The sequence below is a fragment of the Gemmatimonas sp. UBA7669 genome (genome assembly GCF_002483225.1).
In the GTDB taxonomy this organism is placed as follows: Bacteria; Gemmatimonadota; Gemmatimonadetes; order Gemmatimonadales; family Gemmatimonadaceae; genus Gemmatimonas.
The window spans coordinates 69,333-91,064 of sequence record NZ_DLHL01000055.1; the positions used below are offsets into that span (position 1 = coordinate 69,333).

Genomic DNA, 21,732 nt, shown 5'->3' on the forward strand with positions numbered 1-21,732 from the left:
GGACGCCCTGAAGTTCAGGAGCGTCCGGTTCAGACGCGCACCGTGCCCATGCGACGGCGGAGCAGCGCCAGCTTGCGGCGTACCGAGCCATCCATGACGGTGTCGTCGATGCGCACCACGACGCCGCCGATGATGGACGGATCAACCGCCACGTGGGGCACAACCTGCTTGCCCACCACCGAGGAGAGGCGCTGACCGATCATGGCCACCTCGGCCTCGCCGGCTTCCCGGGCCACTGTCACGCGGGCGTGCACGATCCCCTCGGACGCATCGAGGAGGGTGTCGTACTCGTCGGCAATGACCGGGATGAGCATCTGGCGGCGATTGCGCACCAGCTGCTGCAGGAAGCGCAGGAACAGGCGCGGGACGCGGTCGCCAAGGGCCTTCGTCAGCACCGCCGACTTGGCGTCGGCGGCGATGCGCGGCGACTCGAGGAAGCGCGAGAGCGTGAGATCCTGCTGCAGCGCGTTCGCGACCTGACGGAGCATGCCGCCCCAGCCCTTCGCGTCCTCGGCCTTGCGAGCGAGGACGAGCAGCGCTTCCGCGTAATTGCGCGCGACCGATTCGCCCTGGACGCCGGCCGGCATTAGCGCGCCGCCTTCTTGGCGTCGAGCGACGAGAGGAAGCTCTCGACGATCTTGCGGTTGTTGTCGGAATCGAGGTTCTGCTCGATGACGCGCGAGGCGCCCGCGATGGCGAGGTCGATGGCCTCGCGGCGCAGATCGGCGATGGCCGCGGCCTTCTCGCCGGAGATGGTGCGACGGGCCTGCTCGATCATCTCTTCCTGCTGCTGCTTGGTCTGCGCGAGCAGATCGCTGCGCATCTTCTCGGCCGTCTCACGGCTGGCGGCGATGATGGACTGGGCCTCGTTGCGGGCCGCCTCCAGCTGCGCACGCTGCTGCGCGAGCAGAGCCTCGGACTCGGCGCGATCACGCTTGGCACCTTCGATGGCGTCTTCCAGTGCCTTCTCGCGCGCTTCAACGGCCGCGAAGAGCGGCTTGAAGGCAAAGCGCGACAGCACGAAGAACAGCGCACCGAAAATGATGAGCGTCCAGAACATCAGCCCGGCCTTGGGGTCGAGCAGATTCACAGGGCCACCCGCTTCTGCGGCCAGGGCCGGCGAGGCGGAAAACAGCAGAGCGGCGGCGAGGGCGCCAGCGCGCACGGAATGAGCGATCATGGATGCGTCCACGAAGAGTGAGAGTGCGGACGGAGCGCCGCGGCGGAAAAGCCGGGCGCTCCGCACGCGAACAGATCAGAACGTGATCTTGCTCTGGATCTGGAAGCCGATCACGACGCCGAACAGCGCGGCGCCTTCGATCAGGGCGGCCAGGATGAGCGCGGCCGTCTGGATGCGGCCGGCCGCTTCGGGCTGACGCGCCATGCCTTCCACCGCCGAACCACCGATGCGGCCGATGCCCATGCCGGCACCGATCACGCCGCCGGCGGCGGCAATGCCAGCGCCGATCAGCGCGAGGCCCTTCGGATCCTGCACCACCGGAGCGGCGGCCTGGAGGAGACCCATGATTTCCATCTGAAAACTCCTGAGACGTAGTCGTTGATGTGCTGCACTCCCGACGGACGCTCTGGTCCGCATGACCCGCCAACGGGTTGAACCCAGCGGGATTCACCGGTCGCTCGACCGGCTACGCAACGGCTGACGGGGGAGAACCGGCAGCTGTTGTGCTAAAGCGCGTGTGCTACAGTGTTCAACCGATCAGTTCCGGGTTCTGAGTTCAGGTTTCGTGTCGTGAGTACTCAAGACCCAGAGCTCAAAACTCCCAGCTGCTGTTAGTGGTGTGCCTCGCGAATCTGCCCGATGAACACGCTGGCGAGCAGCGTGAAGATGAAGGCCTGCAGAAACGCGACGAACAGTTCGAGCATGCTGATGGCCGTCGCGATCAGCACCGGCACCGGCGCGATCACGTAGCTCTTGAACGTGAAGATCAGGCCGATGAGCGCGAGCAGCACGATGTGACCGGCCGTCATGTTGGCGAACAGACGCACGGCCAGCGCGAAGGGCTTGGACAGCTTGCCCACCATTTCCACCGGCGACATGACGAAGAACATGATCACGCGCATGGGCAGCGGCAGATCCTTGTTCCAGTAGAAAATCGTGCTCAGGTAGCCGATCCCGTTGGCACGAATGCCGGCCACTTCCACCACGATGGCGGTGATGATGGCCAGCGTGGCCGTCACCGAGATGTTGCCGGTGGCGGTGGCACCCCAGGGCAGCATGCCCAGCAGGTTCATCACGAGGATGAAGAAGAACATCGTGAGCGCGAAGGGCACGAAGCCCTCACCATGGTGACCGACATTGGGCAGCACCACTTCGTTGCGCAGATAGAGCGCCATGGCCTCGATGGCACCGGCAAAACCGCGCGAGCGGCCCTGCTGCTGGTGCTGACGACGCGAGGCATTGGCCGAGCCGATGAGCACGATTGCGACGATGGTGGCCGCGAGCAGCATGAACACGACGTGCTTGGTGGGCGAGATGTCCACCTGCATGCCACCGATGTTGATGGGCGCCCAGTGCGGCAGCTCAACTTCCTTGGCCAGATGCGAGTTGGGCCACGGGATTTCGAGATGATTGCCGTCGGTGATGTGCGGCGTGATGATGTCGACCGGCGCCTCGCCGGTCTGAGCATGCGCATCGGCCGGAGCAGCGTGCTCCTGGGCGGACAGCGTGAGCGGCGCCGTGACAGTCGTCACGGCCAACAGGGTCACGCAAGCCAACGTGGACAGCGAACGGATCATCGACCGCATCCGGAGTGTAGTCGTCAGTTCAGGAACAACGGCTCGACGAGTGTCGAGACGAAGAAGAACACCACCAGTGAGAGCAACGCGGGCCCGCCGAGCAAGCCCAACGCCTTGATGCCGAGAAACGCCCAGAAGGCCACGGCGGCGAACCGCAACAGCACTCCCAGTCCCCACGCAGCGATCACCTGCTGGCGCGCCACCAGGCGCGCGAAGGCAAAGGTGAACAGCTGCACCACCACTGCAAGCCAGGCACTGGCGTGCACCGCGCGCGCGGCCTCGTCACCGGGCCACACAAAGCGCTGCATGACAAACGCCAGTGCCAGCACCAACACCACCTGCGTCGTCATAAAGGCTGCGATGGAGCGCAACATGCCGCGGCCAGCCACTTCGGGTGTCGACGTCTTGCCGGCGTTCATGTCGACTCCGAGTGATTGCTGTCCGCGTCCCGTGCCTTGGGCGCCATGATGCGCCGATAGCCCGAGTAGAAGGTTCCACCACCACCAACCAGCACGCCGCCAAGCAGAAAAAGCGGCGCTGTGTCCAGCCGGCGATCCAGCCAATTGCCGAGGTACACGAACATCACGATGGCCACCGCGAACTGCATCCCGAGTCCGGCCAGCGCCCACGGTGAGACCTCACCATCGGCACGGGATCCCGGGGGGCGGAATTCGGGCGTTTTCGCCATTCGGGGGCGGAAGCTAGGCGCTTGTGAAATTTTTCGCAAGCGAACTTTTTGACCGAAACCGAACAAAGACCGACAAGGCGAACTGGACAGCAAACCTCCGGAACCACCGTCACTTAGCACGTCGTTGTTCGCAAATTTTCATCTTGACAGCGGGACCACCCGTTGATAACGTGGCGCTGTAGCGAAATGTGAGGCTGGATCGTCCAAACACATGACCGGCATGTGATTGGCTCCAGCGCCAGATCGCCCACCCCCCACTCCCATTTCCCTGATGCTTTCGCGCATCACCGTTCCGCTGCTGGCCGCCGCCGCCCTGGTGTTTGCCTGTGGGCCGCGCACCCCCAATCCGGTGGCCAGCGCACGTCCAAAATCCGGAACGGAACGCGGCGTGGTGTCGCATGTCATGGTCGACACGGCGCGAGGCACGGTCCGCTTCGCCATTGCCGTCACCAATGACTCGCCCAAGCGCGTGGAGCTCAGCTTCCCCGACGGCCGCACCCACGACTTCGCGGTCGAGGACAGCAGCGGCGCCGAAGTCTGGCGCTGGAGCAAGGGACGACTCTTCACGCAAGCCATGCAGAACCGGTTGCTCGACGCGCATGATAGCACCGTGTACGACGAGCGCTGGACCCCGCCCGCCCCGGGTCGCTACACACTGGTGGCGCAACTCCATAGCGAGAATCACCCGGTGCAGCAGCGCGTGGCCTTCACGCTGCGTTGAATTGGCCGGATGGCGCTGAGCGGCCATCGCTCAGCGACGGCCATCACCCGGTGCCACTTGTCCTGCAACGGACGCCCTTGGGCGTCCGTTAGTGTTTTGTGGCAGGTTTCTGGTGCATCTTGTCCACGTACGCCGCGACCGCATTCCTGCCTGCATTCCCGCCCTCTACCCTGCCTCCGTGAGTTCATCTCCCGACGCCAACGATCTTGCCCTGCTCGAGCGCCTCGCCGGCGCCCGCTCGGCCCTGTCAAAACAGATTGCGCAGCGCATTGTGGGTCAGGCCCATGTCGTGGATGACCTGGTGACGGCCCTGTTGGCCGGCGGTCATGCGGTGCTGGTGGGTGTGCCGGGTCTGGCCAAGACCCTGTTGGTGCAGACCGTGGCGCAGGCTCTCGATCTGACCTTCTCGCGTGTGCAGTTCACGCCCGACCTCATGCCCAGTGACATCACGGGCACGGAGCTCATGGAAGAGGAGCCTGGCACGGGCAAGCGGGCGTTTCGCTTCGCGCCCGGTCCGGTGTTCGGCAACATGGTGCTGGCCGACGAAATCAATCGCGCCCCGCCAAAGACCCAGGCGGCGCTGCTGCAGGCGATGCAGGAGCGTACGGTCACGGTGGCCGGCCGCACGTATGACCTGCCGCGTCCCTTCTTCGTGCTGGCCACGCAGAATCCGGTGGAGCAGGAAGGCACGTATCCGCTGCCCGAAGCGCAGCTCGACCGCTTCATGTTCGAGTTGAACATCGGTTACCCGACGCGCGAGGAGGAGGAGCAGATCGTGCTCTCCACCACGGGTGACACACAGGGCAAGGTGGTGCCGGTCCTGGGCGGCGAGGAGCTGCTGCAGTTGCAGCGTCTGGTGCGCCGGCTGCCGGCGCCGCCGAGTCTGGTCTCGTACGCGGTGAAGCTGGTGCGCAGCACGCGGCCCGACGATCCGGAGGCTACGGCGCGCGTCAAGCAGTACGTGAGCTGGGGCGCGGGTCCGCGCGCGTCGCAGTATCTCGTGCTGGGCGCCAAGGCGCGTGCCGCCATGGATGGCCGGGCCATGCCGGACATCGACGACGTGAAGAGTGTGGCCCAGGCCGTGCTGCGTCACCGTCTGGTGTTGAACTTCCAGGCGGAGGCGGACGGGGTACCGGCGGAGTCGCTGATTACCTTCCCAGCCAACTGATCAGCGGTTGTTGTTGGGACCAAACTGATGACGGCGGAGTCCTGGCGGGCTCCGCCGTTTTTCGTTTTTGAGACGAGGCGTGTGTGGCTGGGTGCAGCGCAGTACAATTGACGTGCCGCTGACGCTCCAATGACGAGTGGTACGATGATGGTGGACGCTGCCGCAATCCGTCCCTCATCGCGGGCCTACTGGTCCTCGGAGTGAGTCATGCCCCGTTCTCGTCGTCGTTCGACCCGCCATCGCGATCGTGCGTCGACGTCTCCGCCTATTCCCTCTGCCTTTCCCAGTGTGCTGCCGGTGAGCGACCCGAATGATTCGGTGGCAGGCGGGCCATCCGCGAGCGAGGTGGCGGGCGGCGTGCGGCTGCGCGCGCAGACCTTGGGGGCGGCGCGGGTCTTGTGGGGCCCGCAGCTCATCACGCCGACCTTTGGTCTGCAATTCGCGTTGCTGGTGCGTCTGCTGCACACGCCGGGGCATCGAGTCCCACGTGGCGACCTGTTCTCGGAGCTGTGGCCGGATCAACCGGAGTCTCGCCAGCGCGGCAATCTGCGGCAACTGCTGTACAAGTTGCGCACGATGGGGATGGCGGTTTCGCAGACGGATGCTGACGTGATACTCGACAAGGCTCACGTCGAGGCTGTGTTTTGCGTGGACCGTAGTGTCGAGCACTTCGACCGTGACGTAACGCGCGGCGACGAGCCGTTTGGCCTGTGGCTTCCCGGCTACAACGGTCCGGGCGAGGCGTACGCGCAGTGGTTGTCATTGACGCGTGACGTGGTGCATGCGGACGTGCGGCGCGTGCTGGTGACCCAGCTTCGTCGTCGGCGGGAGCGTGGTGATTGGACAGGCGCGGAGGTGTTGTCGCGCTGGCTGTTGCAATTCGATCCGCTCAACGAAGACGCCACGCTGACGATCGCCGAGTGCGTGATGATGAACGGCGCGAAGGCGGAGGCGGTGGCGATTCTGGATCGCTATCTGGAGGAACTGGGTCCGGACGCTGGCGACATTCGCTTGCCGGCATCGCAGTTGCGCCGGCGCTTCACCGAGCCTTCGGCGCGGCGTCGTCCCTCACTGGCCGCCACCGAGCGTCACTTCATGGGGCGCGAGCAGGAAATGGCCGAGCTGACGATGCAATTGCGGCGCGCGCGCTGGCACGATGGCAGCGCGGTGCTCTTGCACGGACCGGCGGGCATCGGCAAGACGCGTCTGTGCACCGAGCTGGGCAAGGTGGCGCAGATCGAGGGCTACCGTGAGGTGACGATCGAGTGCCGGGAGAGCGACCAGCATCGCCCCCTGGGTGTGGTGATGGAGATCCTTCCGGAGTTGATGTCGTATCCGGGTGCGTTGGGCTGTTCGCCGGAGAGCCTGACGGTGCTGCGGCGGTTGGTGGGGGGAGACCTTCCAGATCAGAAGTCGGATCAAGAGCAAGATGCCGCGACACCGATCATTACTGAGCGATTCACTGAAGACATCGATGCGGTGCTTCGCTCCCTCCGAAGCCACACGATCAGAAACGCATTGGTCGACCTCGTTGGTGCACTATCGGACGACCGGCCCATTTACCTGCAGATTGAAGACCTGCAGTGGGTTGATGACACTACTTGGGACATACTAACTGACCTGATCAAGCGAGTAGGCCAGACGCGGCTTATGCTTGTCGCGACATGTCGTTACTCCACGATTCGAGAGGGTAATCCACGGTCGGTTCCGACGAGACTGATTGTTCGCAGACTAGAGCCACTTGCAATTGAAGCTTGCCAGAGGCTTACCAGGGCCATAGGCAGCGATCTTTCGGCTGATCTCAACGCTGAGATTGAACAATGGATCATCTCCAACAGCGGAGGTGCGCCACTACTTCTACGAGCCCTGGTGGAACACTGGGTCATCAATGGTGATGCAACCGGCGTACCTCCGACACTGGCTAGCGTCATCGATCAACGATTGGACAGACTGCCACCCGCTGCACTTCGCGCTCTCCAGTTAATCGACATTCTTGGACGCAATGCCTCACTCGAGAGGATCCGGGCGATCCTTGGCCTTCCCACTCACGATGTAGTTGACGCGCTCGAGAGACTAGAGGAGTCCGGATGCCTCGCAAAGGGGGACGCATCATTAGTCGTTTCACACGACGTGGTGGCCCGGGCCGCCTCGAAACGCTTGTCACGAATTGGCGAGGCCACGTTGCGCCTGGCTGCCGCGAGCCACTACGAGCAGGAATGCCGTGACCGCGAAGAGAAGGCGCGACTTCTCGACGCCCTTGAAAACCTATCGATCGTGGGATCGCAAAGTGACGTAACAGACTTTCTGCTGAGGAACGAGCTCGATCTACTCGATCTAGGTGCCCCGATTGCGGTTCTCACTCATATCAATAGGGTGTTTGACGACCACTCGGAACAAACATCGCAGAGTGTCAATCGACTCCGAAACAGGCTAGAGCTCGAGGCAGGTGAGTATCGTCGCGCGCTTGGCGGTGCCGCTGGGACAATCGATGTGGCAAGCACAGGATTGTGTCAAACAGACATTCGAGTTGACGACGTTCTTACCTACGCAGATTCAGCTCATCGTGCTGACCCGATTGTAGACCGTGACCACTTAGCGTCTCTTTGCGCGAGCATTGCCGAAGACGACAAGCTTCCGCTCGATAAGAGATTGAGGGCTTCGGCGATCGGGATCACTATTTGTGCAAATACATGCGATTCGATCACTGCATCTCGCTGTTTCTCGCCAGTTGTCTCGTCTGCAGTTCGGCCACAGCTGGCGGATGCTGAAACACGCTCATCTTTGCTCTACCACGCGATCTTCGGCGATCTAAGCATCGCTAGCCGCTTGGCAAAGTCTATCCTAGATGCTGCCGCAACGACTCGGCCATCAACGCAGGTTGCTATAGACTGTGGTCGCGCAGCATTTACGCTCCGCCTCTGCGGAGAGTTTGATTTGGCACGGTCATCGTTTTTGCGGCAATTCGAGATTGCCAATCAGCTTCACACACCAAAACTGGCTGAGTTCCCTGCCTGGCAGTTAGCGCTTATCGCATTGGACGCCGGCGATATGCAGGCTCTATCGCTGTGGAATGGGGAAATCGATCGATTAATGGCATCGAACTTTGATCCAATAGCTGGCAGTTTCCTCATAGCCCACAAGGCGAGGTGCGAGATAGAGGCCGGCAGACCCGACAGCGCGAAGCGTTTTCTGGACGCTGCTCGCAACGGTCAGCCCCGTTTCCCGACAGCGAAGGCGACCGCCTACTTGGTTGCCCTAGAGATTGGCATAGCTCTTGTAGAGGACAGCGGACCTCCTAATCGAGCCTTGCTTGAGTCGGCAATCGAAAAGCACCGCCTCACCGCGTCGTACGGAACCTCGGACTATCTCACTGGCGTACTCTGTTCTGCCCTCGTACGCTGTGATGAAAGTAAGCTCGCGAAGAGCCTGATGTTTAGATACCTAAACGAACAACGCAGAGAACGAGGGGCTCTGCCGCTCTTCCTCCGCGCCGTGGTTGATCGCGTTCTCTAGAGAACTAAGCGACCGCAGGTGTCTTTACTCGCTTTCGTACCGCTTCAAGAATCTGGGTTAGCGAGTGAACCTTGCCCGAGTCACTGCTATCGAAGAGCCTACGGAAGTCTGGCGAGGCCAAGAGCCTCTCGCAAATCTCCGGATCAAACTGCTTGCCCTTCCACTTTAGCAGTTCCGCGCGCACCTCTGCCTCGCCAAGGGCCTTTCTGTAGGGCCGATCGGTCGTCATTGCGTCGATCGTGTCCGCGAACATAATGATGCGCGACCCTAGCGGGATCTCTTTACCCTTCAGCTGATCAGGGTAGCCTGTTCCGTCCCAGTTTTCATGGTGGTGCCGAACCGCGGGCACGATATCCTGCAACTCGGAGATCTTTGCCACAAGCTCGGCGCTCTTAATGGGGTGCAGCTCCATGATCGCCCTCTCCTCTGGGGTAAGCCGTCCTGGCTTCATCAGAATGGGGGCAAAAATCTCATGGATCTTACCAACGTCATGAAGTAGGGCCGCAGTCGAGATTCGATCGATCTCCTTCGGACTCAGGTCGATTAGCTGCGCGATAATCCGCGAGAAGCGGCTAACTCGCTGTGAGTGACCCGACGTATACGGGTCACGGAACTCGACTGTATGGACAAAAAGTTCGAGCAGTTCCCGGTTGGTTGTCTCAAGTTGGTGCTTCGACTGGTAGGTGAAGCGGAGACCAACCACAAGAATACAAAGCGCAAAGATGCCCCATGCGCCCCAGTCAACGTAGGCCCGAGCAAAGAAGTACACCGTGGGAATGGCGACCACGTCGTAGACCAAACCAGCGGCGTTTCCATCGAGCCACGTACGAACGATGCTCTTGCCTTCCGCAATCCCGATGACGGCAGCAACGGCCAGAGTGTTTAGCACGATGAACGTTACAACCGCGCCAACATGCGGGATGGCCTGAAAGTCAGACTTGAGCTTGAGAGACTCACCTCCAAGCCAGACGTACGCTGCGCAAGCCACACTGCCAGCAAGGACGATCTGCGCAACATTGAATGCGCGCTTTATCGCCATCTTCGGCTTCATCATTTCAGCCAGAAGCGCGCCGGTACCTACGACTGCGACAGAGGCCCATGAAGGGTACAACACGAACGCCGTAATAAACGGGATGAACGATACGGCGCCGAACGTGCTTCCCTGAACTCGGTAGCTGAGAACGGTGCCCAGAAAGGCAACAGACGTCAGCCATCCAGCTCCAGTTAGGAGTTTGAGATCCACGGCAGGGTCATTGAAATAAAGCGCGACAAGCGAGGCAGCCGCAGCTGCCACGATCGCGTACACATAGGCGATCACGCTTGTCTTCATAGGTTTTGGTATAGGCGCCCCGCCTAACCGTCACCCTGGGTCAGCCCCAGAGCTTCAGATCAGCCAACACGAACGACGTCATCGCGTTCACGAGCTGGGCCATGAATTCCATCTTGCGTCACCTCCCATCGGGTCAGTCACGACATTCCGCTCGGAATGATCGTGCTATTCGAGGTTGGCTCCGCTCCTGTTACTTGGCCTGCCCGCTCAGCTCCGCTCTTTTCGGTTGACGGGGACGTTGGGGTTGGTCGTCTGGTCGACGAGGTATGTGGTTCCGACCCGGGGACGCGTCGTCGCGTCCTAGCGGTCCAGATGCACCCAGCGGTTCGTCGCGTCGAGCACCGCCAGAACGGCGCTCGTCTCCGCGCTCTCCCGCACTTCACAGCTGCCCGTCAGTGCCACCGGCTCGCGACTCACACGCGCCGCCACACTGACGAAGATGAACTCGCGATCAAACGCCTCGATGAGCTTCGACCCCTCCAGCGCGAGACTGCGCTCGCCGCCAGGTGTGGCCTTCATCGCCCCGATGATCGCCTGCAACGTGGCCCGCGCGGCCAGCTCGATGCGCGAACGCTCCGTCTCCTGCCCTTCCGCCTCACCGAAGTACTCCTGGCCATCGCGCGTCAGCGTCACGCGCACCAGCACGCCCCGCGATCGCGACCGCCGCACCTCGACATCTTCGAACACCAGCAAGCGCCGGCTGCCCGTGGTGTCGGGCAGCCCTGCTGACAGATACGACGACTGATTCGTGGAAACGGCACGAAGTGGGACAGACGGCGAAGCCACGGTCGACGTCACATGTCCGGTCGCCGTCGGCCCGACGGCAGGGGCTCCTGCCGCCTGTTGCGCTGACGCAACGGACGCCGGAGCCACAGGCGCAGCCGAGCCGGTCTGAACGGCCGACGCCGCAGCGGCCGGCCCATCGGTAGCCCGCGGCGCGTCCAGCGTCGTGGCGATGGAGATCTTGCGGTGGTTCACCCGCAACCCGAGCTGCGCCATGAGCGCGCTTTCGATGTTGCGGACCGTGTTCTTGGGGAGGACGAGGTCGGTCGTCAGGACGTGGATTTCATCCACGGCCCCCGTCTCGCTGGGCACGATCCGCACGGACAACACCCCGGGGAGCGTGGCGATCAGCTCCTCGGCCCGACGGATTGGCAGGACGCTCCCCGCAACGATGCCAGATGGCTGGGAGGGCGACGTCATGCCGAGCAGGACTGGATTGGACAGACTGGACTCCGTGAGGGGAGGGATCCGGAGAACTGCATCCGACCATCAACGGCGCCAATCTGTGGATGAGAACGCCGTTTGGCAAGACTCAGCTTTACGGCAAGATGTTGTATGACAACCATGTAACGCCCCAGACCTCAAGTTTCCTCTCCATCAGGCCCCTCGTCGGGCCCCGTCTCCCCCTCGTACTCCCGCAGTTTCCGGTACAAGGTCCGCTCGCCAATCCCCAGCAATTCCGCTGCTTTTCGACGGTTCCCTCCGGAATCCCGCAACGCCGCCTGGATGGCCACGCGCTCGATTTCCGCCATGGTCATGCCCGGCCCCAGGGTAATGACCGTCGCCGGCGGCGTCTGATCGCGCGGCTCGATGCCGTACGATTCCCCGGCCCGGAACTCCGCACCGCGAGCCCCGCCGGCCGGAACCACAGGTCCGATCGCCACATCCCCACCGAACGGCGGGGCCACGTGACCGTTCCCGATCGGGTGGCCCGCCATGGGATGCCCCCCGAGGGGGTGACCACCAACTGGGTGCACGTCGCCCACCCAGCCCAACGGCGGCCGCTGCTCCACGTCCATGCGGCGGCGCAGTTCTTCGACCTGCAGCTTGAGCTCGACGAGTGAGCGCACGATGAACTCGAGCTCGCGGCCCTGCGCGCGTTCGGCACCCTGCACCATGGGCCCCACCGGCACCGGCAGCAGCCGACGCCCACCGCCATCACGAATGGCCCGCGGAATGTCGTCGGCGACGATTTCGCGCCCGTGTGCAAGCACCACCATGCTTTCCACGAGATTGCGCAGCTCGCGCACGTTGCCGGGCCAGTGGTACTCCACCAGCAGGCCGAGCGCGTCGGCCGATATGCCGTTGAAGGCACGATCGTGCAGCGACGAGAACTCGCTCACGAAGCGCCGCACGAGCAGCGGAATGTCCTCACGCCGCTCACGCAGTGGCGGGAGATAGACGCTCAGTACGTTGAGTCGATAGAAGAGATCGGCGCGAAACTGCCCCTCCTCCACATGCTCACGCAACGGGCGATTGGTGGCGGCCACCACACGCACATCCACCGGAATGGATTGCCCGCCGCCCACACGCGTGACTTCGCGCTCCTCGAGCACACGCAGCAACTTGACCTGCGTGCTCTGCGGAATCTCGCCGATCTCGTCGAGAAACAAGGTCCCGGTGTCCGCCAACTCGAAGCGGCCCAGTCGCCGTTCGGCCGCGCCGGTAAAGGCGCCCTTCTCGTGACCGAACAATTCGCTTTCGAGCAGGGTCTCCGGCAGGGCACCCACGTTCACGGCGATGAACGGCTTGCCTCGCCGCGGACTGAGACGGTGCACCGCGCGGGCCACCAACTCCTTGCCGGTGCCGCTCTCGCCCTCAATGAGCACGGTGCTCGTGACCGGCGCGATCTGCTCCACCTTGACCAGCACTTCGCGAATGGCGGCCGACTCCCCAACAAGGCCCGTCAATTCGGCCAACTGTCGACGCTCCATGCGACGACGAATGCTGTCCACCACATCGTCAACGACGACGGGCTTATCCCATACTTCGGCGTACCCGATGTCGCGCAGACGGTCGGTGAGGGCCGGGTCGGCCACGTCCACCAGACCGATGACCGACACGTTGTCCCAGAGCAACTGCCGCACGAGCGCCACGTGCGCCGCGTCGAGCAGCGCGCCGGTGAACACCACGACCATGGGCTTCGCGCGACGCAGTTCACCGCGCACGTCGTCCATGGGTGAGATGGCCACCGTACGATGCCCGAGCGCCTCGAGCGCGGCGTTGATACGCACCGCCGGCTCGACGTCGGTGAGCAGAATGGCCACTACGCCGTTGTCGTCACCTTCAACAGTGCGACGCGACGTGGCAGCCCGTACGGGTTGTGTCACGCCTTGCCTGGACGCTTGTAGAAGGGGAGCTTGACCACGCGCGCGGGCACGCGCTTGCCGCGGATATCCACTTCGAAGGTGGTGCCTTCCACGGCGGCGGCCGTCGGCAGATAACAGGTGCCGATGGGTATGCCCAGCGTGGGGCTCATGGTGCCGCTGCAGACTTCACCGACCACCACGTCGCCGTACACCACGGGATAGCCGTGCCGCGGAATGGCGCGCTCTTCGAACGTGAAGCCGACGAGCTTGCGGTCGGTGCCTTCACTGTGCTGGCGCAGCAGCACGTCCTTGCCGAGGAAGGGCTCAGCCTTGCCCAGCTTGACGAGCCAGTTGAGCCCGGCCTCGAGCGGCGTGGTGCGATCGTCGAGCTCGTTGCCGTAAAGACTCATGCCGGCCTCGAGACGCAGCGTGTCGCGGCACCCGAGTCCGCAGGGCGTTACACGGCCACCAGCCATGATGGCGGCCCACACCGTGCTCGCCTGCGCGGCGTCGAAGTACAACTCGAAACCGAGTTCACCCGTGTAGCCGGTGCGTGAGATGATGCAGGGCACGCCCGCCACCTGCCCCTCGACAAACCAGTAGTACTTGATGCCGTCGAGCGGCACGCTGGCCAGCGCCGCGACAATGGCTGGCGCCTCGGGGCCCTGCACGGCCAGCAGCGCGGTGGCGTCGGACACATCCGTCAAGCTGCAGTCGAAGCCGGCGCGGTTGGCCTCGAGATGCGCGATGTCCTTGTCTCGATTGCTGGCGTTGATGACCAGCATGAGGTGATCGGGAAAGCGATACACCAGGAGGTCGTCGACAATCGTGCCATCGGCGCGCAGCAGCGTGCTGTACTGAATCTGCCCCACGGCCAGCGCCGAGACGTCGTTGCTCGTCACCGACGAGACGAAACGAATGGCATCAGGCCCACGCACGATGACTTCGCCCATATGCGACACGTCGAACATGCCGCAGGTCTCGCGCACCGCCTTGTGCTCGGCCGTGATGCCGGCGGGATACTGGACGGGCATTTCGTAGCCGGCGAAGGGCACGATCTTGGCGCCGAGGGCGACGTGCACGTCGTGAAGCGGCGTGCGCTTGAGCGCAGTGGTGCTATCAGCAGTCATGGGCGGGGTCGGAGCTGGTGGTCGGCCACAGCGGCCGAACAGGTAAGATGCCAGAATTGGCAGGACTGTGCCAGCCATGCTGGCAGTCGAACGCCCGATGCGCTGCGGGGATTTCCCCGACCGCGCCACGTCCCGGCTCCGGATATACCTTCCTCAGTATCTCGCCGGCTCGACACCGGCTGACTCCGACATTGCGAGGTCCTGATGCTCGTCCGCCAGATCTTCGACCCGGCCCTGGCTCAGTATGCGTACCTGATCGGCTGCCCGCGCAGCGGTGAAGCCATCGTCATAGACCCCGAACGCGACATTGATCGCTACTACGACGTGGCCGAACGGCACAAGCTGCGCATCGTGGCGGCGGCCGACACGCATATCCATGCGGACTATCTGTCGGGCTTGCGGGAGTTCGCCGAGCGGGGCGTGCGGGTCTACGCCAGCGACGAGGGCGGGCCGGAGTGGCGCTACGAGTGGCTGCTCGACTCGTCGTATGACTATCGGCTGCTCAAGCACGATGACCACTTCAAGGTGGGCAACATAGAATTTGTCGCCGTGCACACGCCCGGCCATACGCCGGAACATCTCGTGTACGAGGTTATCGACCACGGGTCGGGTGCCACGGAGCCTGTCGGTGTGGTGTCGGGCGACTTTGTGTTTGTGGGCGACCTGGGTCGGCCCGACTTGCTGGAGAACGCAGCAGGCCACGCGGGCAGCATGATTCCGGCGGCGCAGCAACTCTACCGCTCACTGGCGCGTTTCCGCAGACTGCCGGAGTTCACGCAGGTGTGGCCCGCCCATGGTGCCGGCAGTGCCTGCGGCAAGTCACTGGGTGATGTGCCCTCGTCCACGGTGGGATACGAGCTGCGCTTCAATCCGGCGCTGCGTTCGGCCACATCGGAGACGGATTTCATCTCCTACATTCTGAGCGGACAGCCCGAACCGCCGTTCTACTTTGCGCGCATGAAGCGGGACAACAAGGTGGGGCCCAAGGTCATTGGCGCCGTGCCAGGACTGCCCCACCTTCCCTCACGCGAGTTGAGTGCCCTGGCGGGTCGCAGTGACGTGGTGGTGGTGGACACGCGGCCGCGCGGAGAGTTCATCAAGGGGCATCTACCCAAGTCGTTGTTGGCCGAGTGGGAGTTCCAGTTCGTCAACATCACCGGCTCGTACATCGAGGAAGGCACGCCGATCTATCTCATCATCGAGCCCTCACAGGTGGATGAAGCGACGCGTCTGCTGCTGCGTATTGGCCTCGACAAGCTGGTAGGCTACTTCACGCCTGCGGACTTTGCGGCCTACGTGGCCGGCGGCGGTTCGGCCGCAACGCTCGAGGCCATCAGCATGGCGGAGATGGAGGAACGTCGTGTGGCTGGTGGCGTGCGTGTGCTCGACGTGCGCGGCAAGGTGGACTTTGACACAGCGCAGGTGACGGGCGCGCAGAACATTGCGCATACGCGTCTCTTGGCGCGACTTGGTGAGCTACCCAACGATGCGCCGGTGCTGGTGCACTGCGCGAGCGGTGCCCGCGCCGTGCATGCGTCAGCTTTTCTTGCCCGCCATGGTTACACGCCGAGCACGGTCGCGGATTCGTTCACGCGATGGCAGCCGGCCGTCTCCGCCTGATGCGCTGACGCAGCTCGGCGGCAACGGCCTCGATGTGGCCAGCCACTTTGACCTTCTCAAAGACGCTGGCTACACGACCCGCCGGGTCAATAATCACAGTCGTGCGCACCACGCCCATGTACTCACGGCCGTAGAGCTTCTTGGGTGCCCACACGCCCCACTTCTCGAGCACGCGGTGGTCCTCGTCGGCCAGCAGCGTGTATGGCAAGGTGTGTTTGGCCTTGAATCGCTGATGTCTGGCGACGGAGTCGGGGCTGAGGCCCAGCACCACGGCACCCATCTCTTCGAACTCGGCCCAGGCGTCGCGAAACGCGCAGGCCTCTGCGGTGCAGGCCGGCGTGTCGTCCTGCGGATAGCAGAACACCACCACCCACTGTCCGCGCAGTGACTTGAGCGTGAGCGGCTCACCGGAATCGGTGGGCAGCGTGAAGTTCGGGGCCATGCGCCCCACAACGAGTGACATGCGATGTGTGGTGAGAAGCCGTGGACAACGGCGACTCACCCCATCGTGTGAAGCGGCTCGTTGCCCATGAGGGCGGCCATGATGGCCTTCTGGATGTGCAGGCGGTTCTCGGCCTCGTCCCACACCACGCTTTGCGGGCCGTCGATAACCTCGGCTGTCACTTCCTCACCCCGATGTGCCGGGAGACAGTGAAGGAAGATGGCGTGACGTGCGGCGCGAGCCATGAGCTCCGCGTCCACCTGATAGAGGGCAAACGCCAACGCACGCCGCGCTTGTTCCTCCTCCTGGCCCATGGATGCCCATACGTCGGTGGTCACCACATCGACCCCATCGACGGCTTCGCGCGGATCGCGGAGCAGACGCACATCGGCGCCGCGCGCGCGGGCATCGGCGAGGAACTGATCATCCGGGTCGTAGCCTTCCGGGCAGGCCAGCCGCAGGCTGAAGCCGAGATGTGCGGCGGCCTCGATCCAGGAGTTGGCCATGTTGTTGCCGTCGCCAATCCAGGCCACCGACTTGCCGCGCACATCGCCGAGGTGCTGCTGCATGGTGAGCACATCGGCGAGCACCTGACAGGGATGCGAGAGGTCAGTGAGGCCGTTGATGACGGGGATGTGCGCGTAGGTGGCGAGATCCTGGGCATCCTGATGCGCAAAGGTGCGGATCATGATGCCGTGGACGTAACGCGAGAGCACCCGGGCCGTGTCGGGGATGGGTTCGCCGCGGCCCAGTTGCACGTCACGCGGCGAAAGGAAATGCGCCGTACCGCCGAGCTGATTGGCGCCCACCTCGAAGGACATGCGGGTGCGCGTGGACGACTTCATGAAGATCATGGCCAGCGCCTTGCCGGCCAGCGGCCGCGCGGTGTAGGCGCCGGTGCGCATGCGTTCGGCGAGCGCGAGCAACGCAAACGTCTCGTCGGTCGAGAAGTCGGCGATGTTGAGGAAGTCGCGGTGCGGTCGCTCGGGGTGCATGGGCGCCTGCCTGGCTCGGTCGTCCGGGAAACGGAACGCAGACGGCGCGACCGGGGAGGCCGCGCCGTCTGCATGGATATGCAGGAAACTTAGTCGAGTGTGTCGTTTGTCCAATGCTTGGGCGGGAATTCATGCGGGGGGGCTCCTGAAGCGAGGTGCCCGGAGCTCTACCATCGGCCGGGGCTATAGATTCCCACTTATGGAGCATGTCCCCGACACCCACCTAGAGATACTGTCCCGCGCCGCCGAGCGAAACTTGACGGTGGCGATGGAACTGCGCGCCACGGCGTGGGAGCTCGCGGCCGCGGGGCTGCGCACTTTTCGGCCGGAGCTCTCGGAGGCTGAGGTACAGGCCGAAGTCAGGACGCTTTTTTTGCGTGCTTCAGGATGAAAGTGGCGGCGACCATTCGCGAAGATGGCGACCATGGTTGGTGACTTGTTGGCTCGCTTTACCGTGCCGTTCGAGACCATTGGCTTGCCTTACATGGTCACCGGCGGTGCTGCCGCGATCGTCTATGGTGAGCCGCGGCTGACCAACGACCTCGACATCGTAGTGGACATGGCACCCAGAGATGCGGCACGCATGATCGCCGCGCTTGCGGCTGAGGAAACGTACGTGCCCCCACTCGAGGTAATCGAAGTCGAATGCGCCCGATCAGTGCACGGGCACTTCAACGTCATTCACAGCCCCACCAGCTTGCGGGCGGATGTTTACCTCGCCGGGACCGACCCGCTCAACCTGTGGGGCCTGTCACGCAGGCGGCGGCTCAGCGTGGGCGGATTGGCTATTGCCATTGCGCCCCCGGAGTTTGTCATCATCAAGAAGCTGCAGTACGCGGAGATGGGCGGAGGTGACCGCCACTTGCGCGACATCAGGCGCATACTGGACCGCGGGTTGGCACCGATCGACCACGAAGAGATTCAGCGGGCGATCGCGCTCTATGGTCTGCAGAGCATGTGGTCGCGCGTCGAGGGTTTTTCCGAGCCGCGCTGAGCAACCAGCGAGTGCGAACCGTTGGGGGCGGCCTCACGCTACTCTGCCGTCAACATGTTGAACCGAATGGGCCATGTCACCGCGGCCCATCAGGCTGGCAATACGCGAATGGGCCGGCCGTGGTTGCAGCCAGAGAGCCAGGCAGCGGCACCAGGCGGAGCGCGGATTCGGTGCTGTCTGTTTCCGTAGTCCACTGCACCGCGTGGCGCGCGCCGAGGCCCAGCAGCGTGGCAACAAGTTGGCCTGGCGACGTTTGCGCAGCCACACGCCATGAGCCGTCCACGGTGGCGAACTCATGGATCCGCCATACGGGCGCCGAGCCTGCATCGTTCGCGCGTGTCCGGTACCACAGACGTCCCACGGCATCAATGCGCGGCGTCATCGGCCTCGAGGCCCTGGAGCGATGCTTCTCCATGAATGCGAGAATTGCCTGCCGGCGCCCGGCGTCATTCACCATGGGTGCAAGGCGTCTGTCGGTCCACACTGCCGAGGCAGTCTCCAGAGGCGCGTCGATGGACCACTGTTGCTTGATGCGCCACAGCTTGTCCCGCAGCCACACGCTGTTGCCCTCAACGTGGAGCAGACCAGAGTCGCAGACTGCGATGGCGGAGGAGTACACAGTCTGGTGGAACGACTGCATGCCGGTCGACGCGACGGCTTCGATGCGCGCAATGGCCAGTCGGCGTCGCTGGTGGCCGGGCACAAAGCGCTCCACGAAAGTGGTGTCGAGACCGAGCGAATCGGTCGTGCGTGCCACCGCATCATCTGACCGGAGCGTGAGCAGCTCTTCACCGCCTACGTGCCCGATGACCTTCCCAACGTTTGCAGAACGGCGACCCGTTTGGGGTTGCAGGAGGGTGTCCCGCTGTAAGGCACCGTTGGCCCCCCACACCTGAAAACGGCCCCGCAACTCGTCCACCACACCGATTTGCGAGTCTGGCAAAGGCACGAGGTGTTGCACGACACGATACTCGCCCGGTCCTTCACCGAGTCGGCGGACACGCCACCGAATCTTTCCCGTTGTGTCGGCGCGCCACACTTCCTGCCCATTGTCTTGTGTGAACACAATTGAGCCGTCGGGCAGAAAGGCCAGTGACGACGGGAACTCGTCGGCCAGCGTGGTGCCCACTACGTCCTCCTGCCCGGCCCCTGCAGCAGCCACGACGACGTCACCAGCGGGCGCGGGTGCAGTCTCTTTCTCACAGGCGCTGATGCACAGCCATGACACCAGCGCGAACACATTGATGGCGAGTCGCCGACAGGCAGGCATGCGAAAATCGGGAGGGGATTGACAAGGCAGGCGGGCCGTGATGCCACGATCGCGGCCCCACTGCACTACAAGATGTACTTGCGCAGGTCCTCGTCCTCGCTGATGACCTTGAGCCGCTCGCGCACCATGGCCGCGTCCACCACCACCGGTTCGCGCCCGCGGTCTGGCAGCTCGTAGAGCAACTCTTCCAGCAGCGTGGTCATGACGGTGTGCAGGCGCCGCGCCCCAATGTTTTCCATGCGCTCGTTGAGCCGTGTGGCCACGCGCGCCAGCTCGGCGATGCCCGCGTCGGTAAAGGACAGCGAGGCGTTCTCGGCCTCCACGAGCGCCGCGTACTGCTTGGTGAGCGCGTGCTCGGGCTCCTGCATGATGCGCACGAAGTCGGCTTCGGTGAGCGCCTTGAGCTCGACACGAATGGGGAAGCGGCCCTGCAACTCGGGAATGAGGTCGCTGGGTTTGCTGACGTGAAATGCGCCGGCCGCAACGAAGAGAATGTGGTCGGTCTTCACCATGCCGTACTTGGTCTGCACGTTGCTGCCCTCGACAATGGGCAGCAGGTCGCGCTGCACGCCTTCGCGCGACACGTCAGGACCACCGCCCTGGCCGCGCTCGCCGGCGATCTTGTCGATCTCGTCGAGAAAGACGATGCCCATGGCTTCGGTACGCTCCAGCGCATCGGCGGTGAGATCGTCGAGATCGATGAGTTTGTCGAGCTCCTCGTCGAGTAAGAGCCGTCGCGCTTCACTCACCTTGACCGTGCGCCGCTTCTTGCGCTTGGGCAGCATGTCGCGAAACCACTCGGCCATGCTCTCCATGCCTTCGGGCGCGCCCGGCATGGCCTGGCCCGGCAATCCCGGCCCCTGCTGCGTGACTTCCACCTCCACTTCGCGGCCGTCAAGCTGCCCATCGAGCAAAAGCGCCTTGAGCTTCTCGCGCGTGCGCTTGTGTCGCTCGAGCGCCGCCTCATGCTCGGCTTTTGCATCGGGCGTTTCCGACTGCAGGGCGGGCGGCGTGGGCAAGAGCAAGTCGAGAATGCGTTCATCAACCTTTTCGTTGGCGAGATCTTCGACTTCGACCTCGCGCTCACTGCGCACCATGTCGATGGCGTTCTCGATGAGGTCGCGTACCATGCTTTCCACGTCGCGGCCCACGTAGCCGACTTCGGTGAACTTGGAGGCTTCGACCTTCACGAAGGGCGCGCCGGACAACTTGGCGAGACGACGGGCGATCTCCGTCTTGCCCACGCCGGTCGGGCCGATGAGGATGATGTTGTTGGGCGCGATTTCCTGGCGAATGGCTTCCGGTGCGCGCTGACGCCGCCAGCGATTGCGCAGCGCAATGGCGACGGCCTTCTTGGCGTCGGCCTGGCCCACGATGTAGCGATCGAGTTCGGCAACGATCTGACGCGGCGTAAGGTCGGCCAGCCGCGCAATGGCCTGTTTCGTACGTGGTGATGGCATGCGATCAGACCGTGGGTTCGAGCACGGTGATGTTCGTATTCGTGTAGATGCAGATCTCGCCGGCAATGACGAGAGCCTTCTCTACGATCTCGCGCGGCGCCAGTCCGGTTTCACGCGCGAGCGCGCGCGCCGCAGCCTGGGCATAGGCACCACCCGAGCCGATGGCGAGGATGCCGTCGTCCGGCTCGATGAGTTCGCCGTTGCCGCTCAGCATGAAACCGTGGTCGCCATCGGCGACGATGAGCATGGCTTCGAGGCGACGCAGCACGCGATCGCTGCGCCACTCCTTGGCCAGCTCCACGGCCGCACGCGGCAGATTACCGGGATAGCGCTCGAGCTTTTCTTCGAACTTCTCGAACAGCGTGAGCGCATCGGCCACGCTGCCGGCAAAACCGGCCAGCACGCGGCCGCCCTTGAGCGCGCGCACCTTGACGGCCGTATTCTTGGCGACCGTGTCGCCGATGGACACCTGGCCGTCGCCCCCGATGGCGACCCGGCCGTTCTTGCGCACCGCGAGGATCGTGGTGGCCCGGACAGGAGGAAGTGGCATAT

General features: G+C 63.7%; 20 protein-coding genes. 5 read left to right on the forward strand and 15 right to left on the reverse strand.

What is annotated here, in order from left to right; translation table 11 throughout:
* Positions 1–29: 29 nt before the first annotated feature.
* From B2747_RS17260 to B2747_RS17285, 6 genes are all read right to left on the reverse strand, one after another.
* The gene (locus B2747_RS17260; protein WP_291163841.1) at positions 30–587 is read right to left on the reverse strand and encodes an ATP synthase F1 subunit delta; all 558 of its coding nucleotides are present in this window, start codon (positions 585–587) and stop codon (positions 30–32) included.
* Positions 587–1,180, reverse strand: coding sequence for a F0F1 ATP synthase subunit B (gene atpF / locus B2747_RS17265; RefSeq protein WP_291163844.1), 594 nt, complete (start codon positions 1,178–1,180; stop codon positions 587–589). Before atpF ends, B2747_RS17260 begins: the two co-directional genes overlap by 1 nt.
* Before the next feature lie 75 nt (positions 1,181–1,255).
* A complete protein-coding gene (atpE, locus tag B2747_RS17270) occupies positions 1,256–1,525 on the reverse strand; it encodes an ATP synthase F0 subunit C (protein WP_343125919.1) in 270 nt (89 codons plus the stop codon).
* 266 nt (positions 1,526–1,791) lie between these two features.
* Positions 1,792–2,757, reverse strand: a complete 966-nt coding sequence (gene atpB / locus B2747_RS17275) for a F0F1 ATP synthase subunit A (protein ID WP_291163848.1) — start codon at positions 2,755–2,757, stop codon at positions 1,792–1,794.
* A gap of 23 nt (positions 2,758–2,780) precedes the next feature.
* Positions 2,781–3,176, reverse strand: a complete 396-nt coding sequence (locus B2747_RS17280; protein ID WP_291163849.1) for a hypothetical protein — start codon at positions 3,174–3,176, stop codon at positions 2,781–2,783.
* On the reverse strand, positions 3,173–3,364 hold the full coding sequence (locus tag B2747_RS17285) for an AtpZ/AtpI family protein (RefSeq protein ID WP_291163851.1): 192 nt from the start codon (positions 3,362–3,364) through the stop codon (positions 3,173–3,175). The genes B2747_RS17280 and B2747_RS17285 overlap by 4 nt, the downstream gene beginning before the upstream one ends.
* Before the next feature lie 352 nt (positions 3,365–3,716).
* Between B2747_RS17285 and B2747_RS17290 the strand changes: the two genes are divergently transcribed.
* From B2747_RS17290 to B2747_RS17300, 3 genes are all read left to right on the forward strand, one after another.
* Positions 3,717–4,166 carry a BsuPI-related putative proteinase inhibitor gene (locus tag B2747_RS17290; protein WP_291163854.1) on the forward strand — a complete coding sequence of 150 codons (450 nt, stop codon included), beginning with the start codon at positions 3,717–3,719 and terminating at the stop codon, positions 4,164–4,166.
* Positions 4,167–4,344: 178 nt separating this feature from the next.
* A complete protein-coding gene (locus B2747_RS17295) occupies positions 4,345–5,334 on the forward strand; it encodes an AAA family ATPase (protein WP_291163857.1) in 990 nt (329 codons plus the stop codon).
* Between the two features lie 207 nt (positions 5,335–5,541).
* On the forward strand, positions 5,542–8,847 hold the full coding sequence (locus B2747_RS17300; protein ID WP_291163860.1) for an ATP-binding protein: 3,306 nt from the start codon (positions 5,542–5,544) through the stop codon (positions 8,845–8,847).
* A 4-nt stretch (positions 8,848–8,851) separates the two neighbouring features.
* Here B2747_RS17300 and B2747_RS17305 read toward each other — a convergent pair whose 3' ends face one another.
* From B2747_RS17305 to gcvT, 4 genes are all read right to left on the reverse strand, one after another.
* Positions 8,852–10,165: an HD-GYP domain-containing protein gene (locus B2747_RS17305; RefSeq protein WP_291163863.1), complete on the reverse strand. Its 1,314-nt coding sequence runs from the start codon at positions 10,163–10,165 to the stop codon at positions 8,852–8,854.
* A 312-nt stretch (positions 10,166–10,477) separates the two neighbouring features.
* Positions 10,478–11,380: a hypothetical protein gene (locus B2747_RS17310; protein WP_291163866.1), complete on the reverse strand. Its 903-nt coding sequence runs from the start codon at positions 11,378–11,380 to the stop codon at positions 10,478–10,480.
* Positions 11,381–11,541: 161 nt separating this feature from the next.
* On the reverse strand, positions 11,542–13,290 hold the full coding sequence (locus B2747_RS17315) for a sigma-54 interaction domain-containing protein (protein WP_291163868.1): 1,749 nt from the start codon (positions 13,288–13,290) through the stop codon (positions 11,542–11,544).
* A complete protein-coding gene (gene gcvT, locus B2747_RS17320) occupies positions 13,287–14,399 on the reverse strand; it encodes a glycine cleavage system aminomethyltransferase GcvT (RefSeq protein ID WP_291163871.1) in 1,113 nt (370 codons plus the stop codon). Before gcvT ends, B2747_RS17315 begins: the two co-directional genes overlap by 4 nt.
* Before the next feature lie 204 nt (positions 14,400–14,603).
* Here gcvT and B2747_RS17325 point away from each other — a divergent pair, with 204 nt between their 5' ends.
* Positions 14,604–16,019, forward strand: a complete 1,416-nt coding sequence (locus tag B2747_RS17325; RefSeq protein WP_291163874.1) for an MBL fold metallo-hydrolase — start codon at positions 14,604–14,606, stop codon at positions 16,017–16,019.
* Here the strand turns inward: B2747_RS17325 and bcp are convergent.
* Together bcp and argF are read right to left on the reverse strand one after the other, a co-directional pair.
* Positions 15,988–16,482: a thioredoxin-dependent thiol peroxidase gene (gene bcp / locus B2747_RS17330; RefSeq protein ID WP_291163877.1), complete on the reverse strand. Its 495-nt coding sequence runs from the start codon at positions 16,480–16,482 to the stop codon at positions 15,988–15,990. The two genes, B2747_RS17325 and bcp, sit on opposite strands and share 32 nt — an antisense overlap.
* 35 nt (positions 16,483–16,517) lie before the next feature.
* On the reverse strand, positions 16,518–17,456 hold the full coding sequence (gene argF, locus B2747_RS17335) for an ornithine carbamoyltransferase (RefSeq protein ID WP_291163880.1): 939 nt from the start codon (positions 17,454–17,456) through the stop codon (positions 16,518–16,520).
* A gap of 415 nt (positions 17,457–17,871) precedes the next feature.
* Between argF and B2747_RS17340 the strand changes: the two genes are divergently transcribed.
* Entirely contained in the window at positions 17,872–18,450 is a 579-nt protein-coding gene (locus B2747_RS17340) for a hypothetical protein (RefSeq protein ID WP_291163883.1), read from the forward strand.
* Positions 18,451–18,526: 76 nt separating this feature from the next.
* Here B2747_RS17340 and B2747_RS17345 read toward each other — a convergent pair whose 3' ends face one another.
* From B2747_RS17345 to hslV, 3 genes are all read right to left on the reverse strand, one after another.
* Positions 18,527–19,720, reverse strand: coding sequence for a hypothetical protein (locus B2747_RS17345; RefSeq protein ID WP_291163885.1), 1,194 nt, complete (start codon positions 19,718–19,720; stop codon positions 18,527–18,529).
* A gap of 65 nt (positions 19,721–19,785) precedes the next feature.
* Positions 19,786–21,180, reverse strand: coding sequence for an ATP-dependent protease ATPase subunit HslU (gene hslU, locus B2747_RS17350; RefSeq protein WP_291163888.1), 1,395 nt, complete (start codon positions 21,178–21,180; stop codon positions 19,786–19,788).
* A 4-nt stretch (positions 21,181–21,184) separates the two neighbouring features.
* Positions 21,185–21,730, reverse strand: a complete 546-nt coding sequence (gene hslV, locus B2747_RS17355) for an ATP-dependent protease subunit HslV (protein WP_291163892.1) — start codon at positions 21,728–21,730, stop codon at positions 21,185–21,187.
* Between the last annotated feature and the right edge of the window lie 2 nt (positions 21,731–21,732).